Here is a 16,891-nt window from a genome sequence, read left to right as displayed (position 1 = left end):
ATCTAGGGTATCGTCTGCGCTTCAGGAGCTTCTATGGATGCGGCTGCCTCGCCTTGCGAGTGGCGATACAGCTCCTCATACACGCCTTGCAGCTCGATGAGCTCTGCATGTGTGCCCGACTCCACAATGGTTCCGTGGCTCAGCACGATAATCCGGTCCGCCTGCATAATGGTAGACAAGCGATGGGCAATAACAATCGTTGTCCGGCCTTTGGATACGACCTGCAGCGCACGTTGAATCAGCTGCTCCGTCTGGGAATCCAGATTGGCGGTTGCTTCGTCAAGGATCAGAATTTTGGGTCGGAACACGATAATGCGGGCAAAAGACAACAGCTGCCGCTCACCGGCGGATAATCCGCTGCCTCGCTCGGATAATTTCGTATCATAGCCGTCAGCCATCCGGCTGACCAGCTGGTCCGCTCCTACAAATTCGCAGGCCTGAATAACGTCTTCACGGGAGATGGACTCGTCAAACATCCTGACATTGTCGATAATGCTCCCCGCATACAGATACGGTTCCTGCTGGACCAGGCCCACAATCCGGTGAAGGTCTGCCTGCGGGATATTCCGGACATCGTTCCCGTCAATGTTAACGCTGCCCTCCTGAACATCATAGAAGCGGCAAAGCAAGCTCATCAGCGAGCTTTTACCTGCGCCGGTGGTTCCTACAATCCCTACCATCTCGCCGGGACGGATATGAAGATCAAGCCCGCGGAAGATGGGAGAGCCATTCCCGTAGCTGAACGAGATTTTATTGAAATCAACACGACCTTGTACGGATTCATAATCCACTTTAACCGTCTTGGCCGAATCCTGAATTTCCGGTTCGATATCAAGCACGCCCCAAATCCGGTTGACCGCTACCGTAGCGGATTGGAGGGTGTTCCACTGCTGGGTAATGGCGTTAATCGGCTGGAAGAACTGCCGGATGTAAGTAATAAACGCATACAGTACGCCAAACTCAATTGTCGTACCGAGCACAGCCTTCCCTCCGGTCCACACCACAAAAGCAATGGTCAAGTTGCCCAGCAGATCAAACGTCCGGTTGAACAAAACCTGTGTGCGAATTTCCCGGACGTTAGCTTTAAAATAATCTTCGTTCCGCTCCTTGTATAACTCAGCTTGCGCCTTCTGCTGATGGAACACCTGAATTAGGCTCATGCCCGACAGGTTCTCCGCAACAAAGGCAACAAGGCGGGACAAGCGCGTCCGTGCCATTTGATACGTCGTACGCATAAAGGAACGGAAAGCGATTGCAATTAAGGCAATAATCGGCAGCAACAGCAGACAATATAAGCCTAATGTTGCATCCAGATAAAACATCATCACCAGTATCGAAACAAGCGTCAGACCATCACGCAGCAGGGTAAGCAATACCTGATTAAAAAATTGGTTAACCGCCTCGGTATCGCTGGATACATGCGTGATCAGACTTCCGCTTGAAGTTTTATCGAAATAGGACATCGATAGTTTCGTAATATGCTGGAATAGCTGCTTCCTGATCTTGGCAACGATACTTTGGCCGGCATCCTGCAGCAAATTATTTTGTAAATAAGTAAACAACAGACCCGATAGAGATAACCCCAAATAAATGGCGCAAATGACCAGCAAGCTGCTGAAATCGTTATTGCCAGCCATTAAGTTGTCATCGATTGCGATCTTAACCAGAAAAGGTTGAAACAGCTCCGACGCGATAGCGATCACGGTACAAATAGCAACTAAGCTAAACGTCTTCCGATGCGGGGTAATATACGAGCTAAGAATCCGAAAAGCTGACCGGTATTGCGGCTTGGGCTGCTTGCCCTGGCCAGAATTCTGATCCGTCTGCCAATTGTTAATGGCCTGAGGCATATTGGCTTCCCTCCTCCTGAATCGCATGGAGCTCGGCATAAGGTCCCGGCTCAGCAAGCAGCTCCTCGTGCTTGCCGCGCTGAACAATTTCTCCCTCATTAAGCACGATAATAAGATCCGCATGCTTCAAAGCGCTGATCCGGTGTGCGATGATTATCGTTGTCTTCCCTTGGCGTTCCTGCTGAATGGTGTGTACAATCTCGGATTCGGTAACCGCATCAACGGCGCTGACGCTGTCGTCCAGAATCATAAGCGGCGCCTGCATGATAAAGCCGCGCGCCAGACTGGTACGCTGCCGCTGACCGCCGGATAACGTAATCCCTCTTTCCCCCAGCTTCGTCTCGAAGCCTTCCGGGAACTCGCTGATATTATCGTAGATGCGCGCCTGCTTGGCTGCCGAATCAACATCACTCTGCCTGGCTTGCCGCCTTGCAAAGGCGATATTCTCGCGAATGGATGTGCTGAACAGGAAGCCGTCCTGCGGCACATAAGCGATCTGGTTGCGCAGGCTCTCCAGCGTAACCTCACGAATATCGGCAGCACCGATATGAATGGCATCAGCCGGCGGGTCGTAAACCCGAAGAAGCTGCTTCACGAGGGTTGTTTTGCCGCTGCCAGTACGTCCAACAATGCCTAGCGTCATGCCAGGCTGAATGACCAGGTCGATATGGCGAAGGGCAGGCTGCGGAGCATCCGGATAAGTAAAGGTCAGATCGGATATGCAAATGGGACTCTTCGCAAGATTAGCAGCTGCAGCATTGTCCGCTTCAACGATATCCGGCTGAACAGCCATCAATTCGTTCAACCGCTGCAAGGATGCACGCGAACGCTGCACCGTATTAATGACGTTGCCGATCTGCTGCAGCGGGTTCATCAGCATTCGTACATACAGCGTCAGAGCAACGAAGTTACCAAGCGTAATTTCCCCTTTAATGGTCAAGTAACCGCCATAGGCCAGGGACACAATTAGGGACAAGTTGCCAAGGAACGGTACAATCGCCTGGAAAAGCGAGGAAATCCGCACAAGCGATAACTGGTTCGTCTTGATCTGATCCACATAAGCGCCGAAGCGTTTAATCATGATAGGTTCAACAGCAAATTTTTTCGTGACCCGAATACCGCCAAACTGCTCTTCGGCTGATTCCGTCATCGTACCCAGCGACTCCTGCACTTTGCGGGAACGCTGCCGGATGATCGGTCCGATCTTGATGACAATCCATGGAATCAGAATCAAAGGCCCGACGGATGCGGCAATCAGATACAGGGGGATATCGCTCAGAATCATTGCCCCCACACAGGAGAACAACAGCATCGAAGCCATGGCCGTCTGGTTAATGCCCATCGAGATCGATTCCCTTACTCCCGTCACATCGTTCATGAAATAATTAAGCATTTTGCCTACGCCATTCTTCGAATAATAATGCTCGCTTAAATGGGAGAAATGCGTGAACAGCCGCCGCCTGGTCATATATTCGAATAATCGGCCTACGTACATGACCAGATACTGCCCATAACCGCCAAGCAGCGCATATCCCGCTCCAATCAGCACAAGCAGCACGCTGTAATGAACGACATCATGAGAGCCCAGAACTCCAGACTTCAGCTTATCCGTAAAGTCGCCGAGCACCTTGGGAAAATAGGCAAATATGATACTGGCCGCCGCATGAAGGGTAACCGATGCGAGATAAATATGCCAAGTCTGCTTGAAATACGGCTTCAGAACACCCTCTGATTTCAAGACTCATCACTTCCATTGTTTGATTCGTCGGAATTGCTCTCTTCCCCAGCCGGAGTGTCTTCGGAAGTATTGTCTTCCTCCGGTAATTCATGAAGCTGAAATACATTTATAAATTCTTCCATAATGGCTTCCGTGGCTTTCAACTCGCCGCTGATCACCGGTTTAATCGCTTCAAAAGCCGGATCATTCAACTGTCGCTGCAGCGTGGCACGAGTAATTGTAAGCTTCTCCAGAAAGGCAAGAGCTCTGCCGCGGCGGAATGTCTGCGCCTTGCCCCCATCCCGGTTTCTGCACTCTTCCTTAAACTTTCCTCTGTGCCCATGTCCATCACGCATATGTTTATGCCTCCTTTTCACAATGTATACATTTGTATACAGTATGCTTCATGTATACAAATGTATACGTCTAATAAAGCGCTGTCAAGTTAGAATTTTCAAATAATTAACAACTGATTCTCCCGCTGCGCAAAAAAGCGCCAACCAGGTTCCTTGTAACACGAACCTGGTTGGCGCTTGACCACGATCTTTTTTTCTTTATTTCATTAAGCGACTAACCGCAGGAAGAGAATTCCTCCAAATGCGCATGCCATTCCGGTCACCTCAAGACGCGTGAACCTCTCCTTTACCACAAACCGGGTATAGAGGAGAACAATTAGAACATTCAAGGCGGTTACGGCGGACACAAGCCCGGCTTTGCCCAAGTCAAAGGCGGTTACGATCATCATCATACCTGCCGCATTGGTTGTACCAACCAGCATTCCCGTCAGGAATGTCCGTCGCTCGCTCCAGGTTTTCGCTGTTGCGGCTCCTTCAGCCGCAGCGGACACATCTGCGGTAGCAGCGGCCAGGACGAATCTTTTGCTGGAAAGGCGGTCTTTCAGCCACCAAACGCCATAACAAATAGAGCCTGAAGTGAACATAAAAAACAATGTCGGGAACAGCGGTGCCTCAAGCTTCGTTGACCAGGAGCCGGACAAATCGTTGCAGGCGAACATAACAAGTGACAAGAGGCCCCATTGGGCACCTTGAAGGTTTTTAAGCGACAGATCATTCGAATATCGCACAAGCAGTATCCCCATCACAATAACAACAAAGGCAGCCAGCTGGGTATATTTAAGCGCTTCTCCCCACAGGACGTAAGCCCCCATGACAACCAACACAGCCGGGAGCGCCGTTAGAATCGCAACAAGAGATGCTTTGCCTACGGCAAAACCCTTGAACATGCTGGCATTTGCCACAAACGAGAATACGCCCATCTGAATTCCGACAAGTGCCGAAGCCGTCCAAGGCTGACCGGATAGTACAGCCGCAACCCCGCATATAACCGCTCCCATGGAGAATACGCCACACAGCAGCACGGTCCTGCTTAATGGAAGTTGGCTCGTATAATGATATAAAATTCCTCTCAAGCCAAAGCATAAGGCTGCGAGTACAGAAAATATAATCCACATAACGTAACGGTCCCCTCCCCATCCTCCTAATCTTAGTCAGGAAAAGGCATTGTGGCAATGCTCGCCGGAAGAAAAAAGCTGTTGTCACATCTAACATATCATGTTAATATGTGGAAAAACGTTTTTCGGAAGGGCTTCTAGGGATCCGACTCCGTCAGGATGGCGAACCAAGCGAAGCCGGCTTGCGCGTTAGGCGCCAAGCTACACCGTGAGGAATAAAAGACCTTCGGAAAGTTCCGCCTGCATGAATCGGGCGAGACTGACCGGAGGTCTTTTCCCTTTTGCAGGATAAATAACAAAGGGGTGCGTAAAGTGAGGTCCATTCAGGTTGAGCAGTTGGAGAAAATATTTCAAGTGAAGAAGAAACAGGAGGGTCTGGCGGGCAGCCTGAAGTCGTTATTTCGTCCACAGTATGCGGATAAGGCGGCTGTAGAAGGCATTACCTTCTCCGTCGATCAGGGTGAGACAGTCGCCTTTCTTGGACCTAACGGCGCCGGTAAGTCAACCACCATCAAAATGCTGACCGGCATCCTCCATCCTTCCTCCGGTACGGCGACAGTGTTGGGCTGTTGTCCTTGGACGGAACGATCAAGGCTCGCTTACCGCATCGGCTCCGTATTCGGGCAGAAGTCCCAGCTGTGGTACCATCTTCCGCCGCTAGATACGTTTGAGCTGATGAGCCGGATCTATGAGCTCCGCCGGGAGGATTACAAGCAGCGCCGCGACAATCTTATTGAACGTTTCGAGCTGGGACCTTATTTGCATACTCCTGTACGCAAGCTTTCCCTGGGAGAACGGATGCGCTGTGAAATTGCCGCTTCCCTCATCCATCGCCCTCAAGCGCTGTTCCTCGATGAGCCAACCATTGGTCTGGATGCCGTCGTGAAACAGCGGATCAGGGAGCTGATTCTGGAGATGAACCGAGAGGAAGGCACAACGATCTTTCTCACTTCTCATGATGCAGGCGATGTCGAGAAGCTGTGCGACCGCGCGATCGTCATTAATCATGGAGGACTTGTGTTTGACGGGCGTGTTGAAATCATGAAGCAGCAATTCCTGACGCATAAGACCGTTCAGCTTGTCCTGGAGGATGATCCGGGTCATCTTGTGCTAGAAGGCGTTGCCGTCCTGAGCCGGAGCGGCTGCAGGCTCACGCTGAGCGTCGATACCGGACTTACAACGATTGAATCGGTTTTGTCCGCCTTAATGGCCAGCCATCGCATCGTCGATGTGAACGTTCAGGATCCGCCGATGGAGGATATTATTACTCGCATGTACGGGACGTTCCGTACAAAGGAGGCGGTCAGGTGATCAGTCTCTCCAAGCCGGCGAAATATGTGTTTATCGGTAAAATCACGCTGCGCAGCCAACTGGCCTACGTTGTTGATTTTGTTATACGGTCCGTGTTTCTGCTGCTCATCTTATATATTTTTATGCAGTTATGGCAAACGACCTTTGCGGGTGAAGGCACCGCAACGATTAATGGCTACACCTTTAAACAGATGATGTGGTATCTCGTATTTACCGAATCCATGGTTCTTGCGACTCCAAGTCTTAGCACTCGGATTGAAGAGGAAGTCAAAAGCGGCGATGTGGCGTTCAAGCTTATCCGCCCAGTCAGCTTCCTGGCCTTTCATTATGCCGAGTATATGAGCGAGGTCGCCATCCGGTTTGTGATCAACCTGCTGCTTGGCTCTGTGATTGGCTTGCTGCTTGTTGGTCCTCTGCCTGTCGGTATTGGCCTCGCGTGGCTTCCGATTATGGCGATTGGCGGATTCACCGTCAATTTTATGCTTGGCATGCTTGTTGCTCTCAGTGCTTTCTGGGTGGAGGAAACTCGCGGGCTTGAATTCGTGTATAACAAAATTTTGTTCACGATAGGCGGAATGCTGATGCCGTTGGAGCTGTTTCCGGAGAGCCTGCAGCGGATTGGACACTGGCTGCCGTTTCAGACCGTCGTTTATTTTCCGGCCCGTACGGCCGTTGGCATGCATCTTGAAGAGATCCCAAGTGCGCTTGCTATACAGTGGTTGTGGGTTGTTATTATCGGACTGATGGTTTGGCTAGTTTATCGGAAAGGGGTGCGAAAGCTCAATGTTAATGGAGGATGACAACTCGTATACCGGTATATCCGAGCATGACCAGCCAGGCAGATTTCGGCGCCTGCTCCGGTTCACAACGGCGAGCTGGAGGCTTAACCTGGCAGGTGCGATGGAATTCCGCTTCAGCTTCCTCCTGACGGTTGGCTCCATGATTGTAAACAACATTGTGTGGATCATATTCTGGGGAATGTATTTCAAACGATTTCCGGTGCTCAATGGCTGGACGCTCCAGGACGTCATGATGATGTGGGCAGCCGCTTCGGGAGGATTCGGAATCATGACTGTCTTTTTCGGCAATGCAACACGTCTGGCTAATCTTATTGCAACCGGACAGCTGGATGTATACCTGGCTCAGCCTAAGCCGGTGCTGCTTAACGTGCTGATCAGCCGCATGTCGGTAAGCGCAATAGGCGATCTGCTGTTTGCCATCTTCATCTTCATAGGATTTGGCGATGTCTCCCCGGTTGGGATCGTTAAATTTACGGCTGCTCTGCTTATCTCAGGAATGATTTTTATTTTCTTCTGCGTCATTGCCGGCTGTCTCTCCTTCTGGCTTGGCAACACGGAAGGATTAAGCTTTCAGCTGTTTAATGCGCTGCTTGTCTTTGCCACTTATCCAACCGCAATATTCAAAGGCTTTGGCCGCCTTGTCTTGTTCACGGTTATTCCGGCCGGCTTTATCAGCAGCATGCCTGTCTCGCTTATGCGGGAGGTCGATCTGCCTTTCCTGTACGGAGCGTTGGGCATGGCAGCCGGTTTATGTGCAGGGGGTATCCTGCTCTTCTACAGAGGCTTACGGAGATATACATCAGGCAATATGATGGGATTAAGACGCTGATAGTAAAAGGCCATCAGATCGGTTTGCCCGATTGATGGCCTTTTCTTCTGTATAGGGATTTTAAGCCGTCACGTCTCTTCGCGTGAACATAAGCCAGGAAATCAGATTAAACACCAGGAAGTAGACCACAAGCACTCCGATGGAGAAGGATAACGTCATTCCGTCCTGAAAAGGTCTGCCCTCCAAATACTGGGTCAGATCGGTATTGGCGAAGAGCAGGTACTTGCTCCACTCGTACCGCTGCAGCACCTCCAAAAGAATATTACCCGCAAACAAAATCCCGATGGAAAACCCGATAGACATGGCGCTGCTGCGGAAAACAGAAGAGATCATAAACGTGATGGTGACATACATGACTGTCGATATACCATTTAGCAGATACGTTTTCCACAGATTAAGAAGCATGCTTTTTTCAACAATTTGCCCATCGGTCAAACTGATCAAAGGCAAATCGATATAGTTAAAGCCGTATAAGATTCCATTCAGCAAGACGGAGACGACAAACAGAGTAAGCAGCAAGACCATACTAAACAGCAGCATGGCAAGATACTTGGACAGGAGGATCTTGACCCGGTTAGCCGGGCGAATGAGCAGCAGCTTGATCGTTCCGGCTGAAAATTCACCTGCCAGGATGTCTCCAGCAATGATAATGGTGAAAATAGTGATCAATATCCCCAGACTCGCAGATTCGTTTATTCCATTCCACATCGTACCTTGCGTGGAGTGAATATTGTGCTCCAATTGATAGCTGATAACGGCAATCCGTTCCTTGTAGAACGCCTCGAGCTCTTCGTCCAGATCGGGCTTCGTCAGCTGCTTACTCCATTGTTCCCTTTCCTGCGTCAATTCCGACTGCCAGCCCTCGCCTTGGGCACTCTTGCCTTCGTGCCACATGATGAAGTTACCCAATATGACAAAAGCAGCCATGAGCCCAATCAAGACCCAGGTTCGAACTCTGCGGTAAATCTTCATATTTTCATTAAGTACCAGATTAACCAACCTGTCCACCTCCTGTTATTTCCAGGAATTTATCTTCCAGAGATTGACGAACCCTTTGAACGCCATAGATGCGAATATGGTTTTTCATGAGCTTTTCCAATATATCCGGGATAAGCTCCCTTTCTGTCGTAAACTCTATAAGTCCCTCTTCAGAGAGTTTAAGTCCCTGTATCCCAACCATCTGCCGCATGGCTGCCATTGCTTGTTCCGGCATCTGCGCTTCAATCTGATACGTTTGATAGGAATCGCTTCCCTCGGTAAAATACTGAATCGGCTTTACGTCAATCAGCTTGCCCCGCTGAAGAATGGCGACCCGGTCGCACATCAGTTCCATCTCAGAGAGCAGATGGCTGGAGACAACAACGGTAATGCCTTCCGTGCGGGTCAAATACCGCAGGTAATCACGCAGCTCGCGAATCCCCTCTGGGTCAAGTCCATTCGTAGGCTCATCCAGAATGAGAAGAGACGGCCTATGCAGCAAGGCCTGCGCGACACCAAGACGTTGGCGCATACCAAGCGAGTATTTTCTGACTTTGTCATGAATACTGTTCTCAAGCTTCACCAGAGAGACCACTTCGTCAATCCGTTCCTTGGTCACGCCCGGCACCATGCGAGCATAATGAACGAGATTATGATACCCGCTTAAATACTTGTACATTTCCGGGTTTTCCACAATGGCGCCTACATGACGAATGGCTTGTTCGAATTCGGTTTTAATATTTTTCCCCTTTATCAGGATCTGGCCTTTGGTAATCGATATGAGTCCCACAATCATACGAATTGTGGTCGTTTTACCGGCGCCGTTAGGGCCAAGGAAACCAAAGATTTCTCCTTGCGGAACTTCAAAGGTAAGATCGTCGATAATGTTTTTCCGCCCTATCCTCTTCGTTACATTTTGCAAACTGATAATAGGTTCGCTGCTCATAGATAGTCTCCTTTATAGTAAAATCGCTAAATCAGCTCAGACGATTAAGTCATTTTCCGATTTGATCGTAATGGCTTCTTGCAAAAGTCCCTGAAGGACAGCAGCAAAGACAGCAATCACCATTGATGCAGAAATAATGATGATTCCAATTACTATGCCCGGGGCATCATCCGCCTTTGTTAGAGAATATAAGAATGGCATTTCTATAACAAACAAGACACTTATCGTAATCGCGGCATATTTGATTTTCTTTAGAGCATTGACCGCTAATTCCGAGAAGGCCTGGTTCCTATCAACATAGGTTAATAGCATCAAAGCCTGATACAAAGCAAAGAAAAACGGGATCATAGCCGCATACATGCCGATTAATATGGGATATTGCAGATCAGCCAGCTCTGGCCCCTCCCAATAGGGGGAATCAGGAGAAAATCTGGACAATCCAAATAGACACACAGCAAGAATCGGCATTCCAATCATGATAATCGTTATTTTCAGGAACAGTGTTGTTCCTTGTTTCATATAAAGCACCTCCCATATTCCTAATCAACTAGATATTAGCATGGGTTTTATCGTTTTGCAATAAATCATTATTAATAAGCAACATTTTTTTGTCGTTATATTTTTAAAAGCGAATAAAAAAAGGCCATCGGCCGGACTAACCGGCGATGACCTTGTAAGGGAATCTAGCCTTCTGCTTTTAATCTGCGCTCCAATACGAATGGACCAAACGGCAAGAAGGCAGCGAGAACGGCGCCAGCGATGCGCACGATTTTCCATCTGAATAGAATAGCCATGACCACAATAGCGATTAAATAGATTGTAAATAAGAAACCATGAATGCCGCCCGTAACGGTAACAGCCTCCGGACTATCGAACATATATTTCAAGGGCATTGCTATGCCAAGCAGGATAAGGAACGAGGCCCCTTCCAAATAGCTGATCCAGCGGAACCAAGTCCGAACGGATTGTTTCACTATTGCACTTCCTTTCTGTATTTTGACTAGAGTCTATTACGTAATGGGCCGGCACTTCGTTTCTTAATTCATTGAAAATCTCTGAATAAACTTATCGATTGGGAAGAAACCTATCTGATTGAATTCATTTGCATAAGGAGTCGTTGTAAATGCTGAAAATATTCATCGCTGTCGTTTTGTTATTTTCATGTACGTCATCCAGATGGCCAATTCAATGACCAAATATACAAAGTAAAGGGTAGTTCCTAAAGCCATCGCTTTGGAAACTACCCTTCAATATTTACACTAACCTTTAAACCACACCTGTATGCTGTTTGCCCACCGGATTTGTTCTGGCTCTGCCCGAGCGGGCCATCAGGTTAGCCGACAGCAGCATCCCCGCAATAACGATTACTCCGCCCACGACTTGGGAGACCAGCAACTCCTGACCTGTTATCACGGACAGGATCGCCGTAAAGATCGGCATCAGATTCATCGTGATGCTTGCTTTGCCCGGTCCAAGCATCTTAACCCCCTGGTTCCAGAACAGGAAGGAACCGATGGATGGGAATAAACCAAGATACATAACGCCGGTAATGCCGAATGCGGTAATACGCTCCGGCTGCAAAGGCTGGATAAACAGCAGCGGAACAAAGCAAATGACGCCAATAAATGCCGTAAACGCAACGAACGTAATCGGAGGCAGATGCTGCGCCCTTTTGCTGATAATCGAATAGATCGCCCACAAGAATACCGCTATCAGCAAAATGCCATCTCCTTGATTGTATGGCGTGCTAAAAACCCCTAGCAGATGTCCCTTCGTCAATACCGTCAGTACACCCACGAAAGATAATACCAGTCCTGTTCCCTGCCATGCCGATATTTTGTCCTTCAGGAAGATCAGCGACAAGATGATCATAATCGCCGGAGTCAAGCTGTTAATCAGGCTGCCGTTTGTCGAAGAGGTATGTTGAAGTGCTGTATAGGTCAGAAGCGTATAGAACACAACGCCCACCAGGGAAAAGAATAGCAATAAGCCCCAGTTGCTTCTCCACACCTTCAGCCAATTTGGCTTCTCCACCAGCTGCGCCATCGGAATTAAGACTACGGCTGCAATCGCCCAACGCAGAAAGGATGCCCAGATCGGCGGGAACTCGGACGTTACCGATTTTCCGAAGATCAAATTTCCTGCCCAGAACAGGTTTGCCAATACTAGAAAAAGCCATGCTTTTGTTTTCATATCCAGTCACCTCTCCCGCTCTTTCTCTTGTTCTATAATCATGTTACAATAAACCTTATCATAAATAAAATGAATATAAGTAATGAAGGAGATACCGAATTTGATATGAACAAATCACTTCTTCAGTTGATCGTCACGATCTCGGAAACCCGGAGCTTTACGACTGCCGGGGAAAAAATGAATATGACACAGCCTGCCGTCAGTCGTGCGGTCACCACGCTTGAGCGCGAGCTTGGGGTAACGCTGCTTATTAGGGACCGGCGTCTTGGCGTTGCCCTCACGCCAGTTGGAGAGCGAATTGTTCGGATTTTCCGGGAAATTCTGCAAGGGTACGATAAGATCGACCAGGAAATCGCCAGCGAAAAAGGAATGGAGACCGGCAGCGTCCGGATCGGCGCTTTCCCGGTTGCTGCGTCTTATTTTGTTCCGAAGCTGATCAGCCATATCAAACAGCAATACCCAAAGCTGGAATTCAGCATCGTGGAAGGTACCATTGCAGATGTGCAGAACTGGCTGGATAACCGGGAAATCGATGTTGGCCTGCTTATCCCTTCTGATAAAACCACTCATTCATACCCACTTTACCGGGAAGCCATTTATGCGGTTATGAGAGAGGATCACCCATTGAATGCGAAGAGCGTGATTAGCCCTGAGGATTTGCGCGAGGAATCCATGCTGATCTGCAAAGCCGGTTATGAGCCTCCTGTCCTGAAGTGGTTCGAAAGCGTCGGGGAGGAACCCAATATCAAATACATTCTTTACAACTACAGAACCGCCCTTCAAATGATTCTTGCAGGTGAAGGCTTAGCCGTCATGTCCGAGCTGTCCCTCTTGGACCTTCCTCCTGGTATCATACTGAAGCGCATCTCACCCGCAGCCTACCGGGATATTCACATCGCCTCCGGTCCCGTGGAGGACTGCACCATTGCAGTCAAAACCTTTATCGAGACCGCCCAGAAATTGTTCCCCTTCCAAGCTGAGCGTGATCACTTGATTAGCATATAAGATCTCCCAACTTGGCAAAAATAGACAGGCCTGAGTCCAAAGGGACCCAGGCCTGTCTTCAATGTTCAGCCGTGAGACTATTCACCAATCGTCTGCCGGTCGGGAGCGGAGTACGCAATGATCATGCGGCAAGGCTCCCAGCTTGTTACCGTAGCATTATGCGGAACACCCCGCGGTATTCTCAGCATCATGCCTGGCTCCAGATGGAATACTTCGTCTCCAAGAGTATGGTCGCATTCACCGGATAATACGAAGATAAGCTCCTCGCAGTTGGGATGAATATGTCTTCCGTTTGATTGACCAGCTTCAATATAAACCATTCCAAAGGTCATTTCGGCCTCCGGATCAATGTCTTGACCGCATAACCAATGGATTTTGCCCCAATCCATCGGAAGGATGCGGCCGCTTTCTTCCTTGCGCAAATCCGAAATTGTCGCCATAGCTGTTCTCCCTTTATTTAATAGATTGCAAACCTTGCTGCAAGAAGCTCATGCACTCGGTTAGTCCTTCTACGATCTCCCCGCCGCTTTCCTCATCCGCCGAGATCCAGCCGCGGTAACCGGTATCCAGAATGGCATGGAAAATCGGTCCGAAATCGATCTCTCCCCGGCCGAGTATTTGCCAATCTCCTGCTGCAAAGTCTTTCATATGATAGTTGTCGATGACAGATGCGTAAGTTCTGATCAATTCTGCCGCATCAAAAATTCCTGATTTAACCAAATGTGCGGTATCGATCGTTAATCCCACGCTTCCGGGCTGTACACGGTCGAAGAAGATATCGAAATCCTCCCGATGCATCACGGGCTGATCATAATGATGATGAAGCGAAAGCTTTAAACCATATTGCTGCGCTTCTTTGCCAATCTCGGACAACTGCTGTGCAAATGTTCGAATATCTTCAATTGTCGTCTGGCTGCGTGACACACCGTGGCAGAATACTATCCGTTCCGTCCCGATCTTCTGACCGAATTGGAACAGCCCCCTCAGCTGGCTAATCCCCTTCTCATCCACATTCCCGCCGGCAATAAGAGCAGCGCCTATTCCTTCTCTATGACCCCACTCCTCTACAAAGAGCTCCGGTTCATCCAGATAAGGCGCGTATTGCCCCGCTTTCAACTGCAGTCCGTCATAACCAACCTTCACATATTCGTTAAAAAGCCGATTACGCTCTTCTTCGGATGATGTGGGCCTTGAAAAAGCATATTTTAACCTCATATCTTAATTCCACTGTTAAGCCTGATGATTTGCGATTCAGCTGCTGACCGGTAGGCAGCGTCGAGTAAAGCCACCGTTCTCAAATTATCTTCCGCGCTGTTGCTTGCAATCGTTCCCGTTTCTACCCATGTTAGCAGCTGTTCGAGATTATCGAGGCTGTTTTGCTCACGGGAATAATGGTTATCCCATGTGCAAGAAGGCTGCTGGTCACCTGCGAGGAATAGCTCAACCCGGTTATGATTACATTTCACCGTTCCTTTTTCGCCGATTACAATCATCTCGGTCCGGCTAATCCTCGACGAGAAGCTTTGCGTATAGGTTACAATGGAACCGTTTGCAAATCTCAGCTGAACAGTGGCATCCGTCTCCCCTTTGCAGTTGATTGCATCCGAGGAATTCATTATGCATGCTACCGATTCTGCTTCACAGCCTAAAATCTGCCTGAATCCGTCAAACCAATGGATTCCCATTACGGATAAGGCATGCCGTTCCTGATTGAGCCGCCATCCCGAATCCTGACGGAAGAACATTTCGTTAAATATAATCATGGTCACTTTGCCGATCGTTTGCTGTGCAACGATATTTTTGACGATCTCAAATGGATAATGGCGTCTAAAGTTCTGATTTACGGCCACGGGAACGTTAAGCTGCTTTGCTTTCTCAGTAATGGCAGCCGCATCACTTAATGTATCGGAGAACGGTTTTTCCACCAATAGTGGAATTTCCGCTTCTAATAGAGGAATAACAACCTGCTTTCGAATGGAGGTAGGTGTACACACGACCACAGCATCAACACCGCTGTTTTGAATAAAATCGTTCAAATCCGTAAATCGCTGTTCGATTCCATACTTATCTGCGCGGGAATGAAGAACTTCTTCATTCGGATCACAGATTGCCGTAATGGCCACACGTGCCGGGTTTGCTTTGTAGCCTTCCAGGTGCAATTCAGAGACCCCGCCCGCCCCAACTAGGCCGACTTTAAATTTCTTCAACGCACTCCACCCCATTCAACATATTTAATTTTCATTCAACATGGTTGAATAACAATTTGATTATAAGCCATTCCTTTCCATCCGGCAATCTATATTTTTCGTTGAAATGGCTGGTGTTTTATCGAAAGTATCGGTAAAGTTGTATTACGAAGTAAACTGGATAACGCGAGGGATACAGATGGAATTGGGCAAAAGAATCCGATTAATCCGCAAAGAACAGAAGCGAACGCAAGACGAAGTATCCGCAGCCTGCGGCTTTACGAAAAGCATGCTCTCCAAAATCGAAAACGGCAGCACGATGCCCGCTGTTGCTACCCTGATGAAAATTGCCTCCGCGCTTGGCGTAAAAGTATCGGACCTGCTGGAACCGTCGCCTAGCAATGGGACGGTCTACATACATGCATCCGATTATGAGGATCCCGATAAATGGATCAGAACGGATAAAGGTTATTCTTTCTTTGCCTTCGCATCAGGCAGAAGAGATAAAATGATGCAGCCTTATTTGTTCGTAGCGGAACGCGGTGAAGTGAAAAGTCACGTTTTCTCCCATGAAGGGCAGGAATTTATTTATGTTTTATCCGGTCAAATGAAGTATAAGGTCGGAAGTACGGAGTATGTCATGAACGCGGGAGACGGCATGTACTTTAACTCCCTGGAAGAGCATCTCGTCATCCCGATCTCCGAGCAAGTCAAATACCTGGCGATCTTTACGGAAGATACCGGGAAGCTGGAAAAAGATTAAAGGAATAGAGCTCCCCTCGCGTTTAATAACACACACGATGTCCGCTGTAACATAAAATGTCATCAATTCAGCCCTAAAAAAGGGCTTTTTGTATGTACAAAATGTCACCCGCTGCATTATCTAATGTCAATTTGTATCATTACCGTATAATCAAATGTCAAAATTGGTTATTGTCTGTACACAATAAAAGCCCGCCTTCAGGCGGGCTTTTATCATGAGTTTATTTAATATCCATATCGAAATGTCACGAAGTTTTAATGAAGGGTTAGACGATATATATGGTTTCAATCGGACGGACTGCTTAGCAAGGATTCTTTTAGTAGAGTTAAGGTTACTTCGGAAATTTCTAAATCTCCTAGTTCTCTAACCAGCATTTTTAGCTGTAAGGCATATGTCTTTAATGTGTTGGAACTAAACCCTTGGATTCGTTTATCTGATTCATAGTGACGCCAAAGCTCGCTGTTCTTCTCGATATAACATACATCCAACAACAATTCCATATAACGCAGTAACAATATGGATCAAAGAAGGTGTTTTATCTTCAGCATTCGTAATAACCAATATTGCATCAATTGTAGGCATAAGAATGGAAGTTAACATCACAACAAGTAATGCTTTTCGCATACGAAGTATCATCAGAACCAATAGAAAGATACCAATAAAAAGGTCTCGATCTGCTTTGATGTAAACAAGATATTTATTCGCGGTGTCGTGAAGTGGTAAACCAAAATCTCGGATTGCAGCTTCTGGCTGGACAAAACCTCTTACACCTAAATCGTTTAGATACAGAAGATGATAAAGAACAAGCTTCCGCTCCAGCACGAAACAAGGCAGCTCCTCAC

18 protein-coding genes are annotated in these 16,891 nt (G+C 48.2%); 5 read left to right on the top strand and 13 right to left on the bottom strand.

Going from position 1 to position 16,891, the window contains the following annotated elements; translation table 11 throughout:
- Nucleotides 1-2: 2 nt before the first annotated feature.
- From BM200_RS01650 to BM200_RS01635, 4 genes are all read right to left on the bottom strand, one after another.
- Entirely contained in the window at nucleotides 3-1,850 is a 1,848-nt protein-coding gene (locus BM200_RS01650) for an ABC transporter ATP-binding protein (protein WP_091180594.1), read from the bottom strand.
- Nucleotides 1,834-3,588 (bottom strand): ABC transporter ATP-binding protein, encoded by a 1,755-nt coding sequence (locus BM200_RS01645; RefSeq protein WP_091180592.1) that lies wholly within the window; start codon nucleotides 3,586-3,588, stop codon nucleotides 1,834-1,836. Before BM200_RS01645 ends, BM200_RS01650 begins: the two co-directional genes overlap by 17 nt.
- Entirely contained in the window at nucleotides 3,585-3,923 is a 339-nt protein-coding gene (locus tag BM200_RS01640; RefSeq protein ID WP_091180591.1) for a hypothetical protein, read from the bottom strand. The genes BM200_RS01645 and BM200_RS01640 overlap by 4 nt, the downstream gene beginning before the upstream one ends.
- A gap of 206 nt (nucleotides 3,924-4,129) precedes the next feature.
- The gene (locus BM200_RS01635; protein WP_091180588.1) at nucleotides 4,130-5,038 is read right to left on the bottom strand and encodes an EamA family transporter; all 909 of its coding nucleotides are present in this window, start codon (nucleotides 5,036-5,038) and stop codon (nucleotides 4,130-4,132) included.
- 312 nt (nucleotides 5,039-5,350) lie between these two features.
- Between BM200_RS01635 and BM200_RS01630 the strand changes: the two genes are divergently transcribed.
- Genes BM200_RS01630 through BM200_RS01620 form a run of 3 tightly spaced genes read left to right on the top strand, consistent with a single transcriptional unit; the run spans nucleotide 5,351 to nucleotide 7,978 of the window.
- Complete coding sequence (locus BM200_RS01630; protein WP_091180585.1) at nucleotides 5,351-6,349, top strand: ABC transporter ATP-binding protein; 999 nt, start codon at nucleotides 5,351-5,353, stop codon at nucleotides 6,347-6,349.
- A complete protein-coding gene (locus BM200_RS01625; RefSeq protein ID WP_091180582.1) occupies nucleotides 6,346-7,149 on the top strand; it encodes an ABC transporter permease in 804 nt (267 codons plus the stop codon). The genes BM200_RS01630 and BM200_RS01625 overlap by 4 nt, the downstream gene beginning before the upstream one ends.
- Nucleotides 7,133-7,978: an ABC transporter permease gene (locus BM200_RS01620; RefSeq protein WP_175532702.1), complete on the top strand. Its 846-nt coding sequence runs from the start codon at nucleotides 7,133-7,135 to the stop codon at nucleotides 7,976-7,978. Before BM200_RS01625 ends, BM200_RS01620 begins: the two co-directional genes overlap by 17 nt.
- A gap of 60 nt (nucleotides 7,979-8,038) precedes the next feature.
- On the opposite strand, the gene BM200_RS01615 is transcribed toward BM200_RS01620, so the two are convergent.
- From BM200_RS01615 to BM200_RS01595, 5 genes are all read right to left on the bottom strand, one after another.
- Nucleotides 8,039-8,977 (bottom strand): ABC transporter permease, encoded by a 939-nt coding sequence (locus BM200_RS01615; RefSeq protein ID WP_091180580.1) that lies wholly within the window; start codon nucleotides 8,975-8,977, stop codon nucleotides 8,039-8,041.
- On the bottom strand, nucleotides 8,970-9,902 hold the full coding sequence (locus BM200_RS01610; protein WP_091180578.1) for an ABC transporter ATP-binding protein: 933 nt from the start codon (nucleotides 9,900-9,902) through the stop codon (nucleotides 8,970-8,972). Before BM200_RS01610 ends, BM200_RS01615 begins: the two co-directional genes overlap by 8 nt.
- Nucleotides 9,903-9,938: 36 nt before the next feature.
- Nucleotides 9,939-10,421: a DUF2975 domain-containing protein gene (locus BM200_RS01605; RefSeq protein ID WP_091180576.1), complete on the bottom strand. Its 483-nt coding sequence runs from the start codon at nucleotides 10,419-10,421 to the stop codon at nucleotides 9,939-9,941.
- Nucleotides 10,422-10,585: 164 nt separating this feature from the next.
- The gene (locus BM200_RS01600) at nucleotides 10,586-10,876 is read right to left on the bottom strand and encodes a DUF3817 domain-containing protein (RefSeq protein WP_091180574.1); all 291 of its coding nucleotides are present in this window, start codon (nucleotides 10,874-10,876) and stop codon (nucleotides 10,586-10,588) included.
- 292 nt (nucleotides 10,877-11,168) lie between these two features.
- Complete coding sequence (locus BM200_RS01595; protein WP_091180571.1) at nucleotides 11,169-12,095, bottom strand: DMT family transporter; 927 nt, start codon at nucleotides 12,093-12,095, stop codon at nucleotides 11,169-11,171.
- Between the two features lie 105 nt (nucleotides 12,096-12,200).
- Between BM200_RS01595 and BM200_RS01590 the strand changes: the two genes are divergently transcribed.
- Nucleotides 12,201-13,100, top strand: a complete 900-nt coding sequence (locus BM200_RS01590; RefSeq protein ID WP_091180568.1) for a LysR family transcriptional regulator — start codon at nucleotides 12,201-12,203, stop codon at nucleotides 13,098-13,100.
- A 77-nt stretch (nucleotides 13,101-13,177) separates the two neighbouring features.
- On the opposite strand, the gene BM200_RS01585 is transcribed toward BM200_RS01590, so the two are convergent.
- Genes BM200_RS01585 through BM200_RS01575 form a run of 3 tightly spaced genes read right to left on the bottom strand, consistent with a single transcriptional unit; the run spans nucleotide 13,178 to nucleotide 15,307 of the window.
- Complete coding sequence (locus tag BM200_RS01585) at nucleotides 13,178-13,540, bottom strand: cupin domain-containing protein (RefSeq protein WP_091180566.1); 363 nt, start codon at nucleotides 13,538-13,540, stop codon at nucleotides 13,178-13,180.
- Between the two features lie 13 nt (nucleotides 13,541-13,553).
- Nucleotides 13,554-14,315, bottom strand: coding sequence for a sugar phosphate isomerase/epimerase family protein (locus BM200_RS01580; protein WP_091180564.1), 762 nt, complete (start codon nucleotides 14,313-14,315; stop codon nucleotides 13,554-13,556).
- Nucleotides 14,312-15,307 carry a Gfo/Idh/MocA family protein gene (locus BM200_RS01575; protein WP_091180561.1) on the bottom strand — a complete coding sequence of 332 codons (996 nt, stop codon included), beginning with the start codon at nucleotides 15,305-15,307 and terminating at the stop codon, nucleotides 14,312-14,314. Before BM200_RS01575 ends, BM200_RS01580 begins: the two co-directional genes overlap by 4 nt.
- 178 nt (nucleotides 15,308-15,485) lie before the next feature.
- Between BM200_RS01575 and BM200_RS01570 the strand changes: the two genes are divergently transcribed.
- A complete protein-coding gene (locus BM200_RS01570; RefSeq protein WP_091180559.1) occupies nucleotides 15,486-16,049 on the top strand; it encodes a helix-turn-helix domain-containing protein in 564 nt (187 codons plus the stop codon).
- 438 nt (nucleotides 16,050-16,487) lie between these two features.
- Here BM200_RS01570 and BM200_RS01560 read toward each other — a convergent pair whose 3' ends face one another.
- Nucleotides 16,488-16,871 carry a DUF4267 domain-containing protein gene (locus BM200_RS01560; RefSeq protein WP_175532701.1) on the bottom strand — a complete coding sequence of 128 codons (384 nt, stop codon included), beginning with the start codon at nucleotides 16,869-16,871 and terminating at the stop codon, nucleotides 16,488-16,490.
- Between the last annotated feature and the right edge of the window lie 20 nt (nucleotides 16,872-16,891).

The organism is Paenibacillus catalpae (genome assembly GCF_900112695.1).
Lineage (GTDB): Bacteria > Bacillota > Bacilli > Paenibacillales > Paenibacillaceae > Pristimantibacillus > Pristimantibacillus catalpae.
The sequence above is the reverse complement of the archived record's forward strand: the minus strand, read 5'-3'. Positions and strand labels throughout refer to the sequence as shown.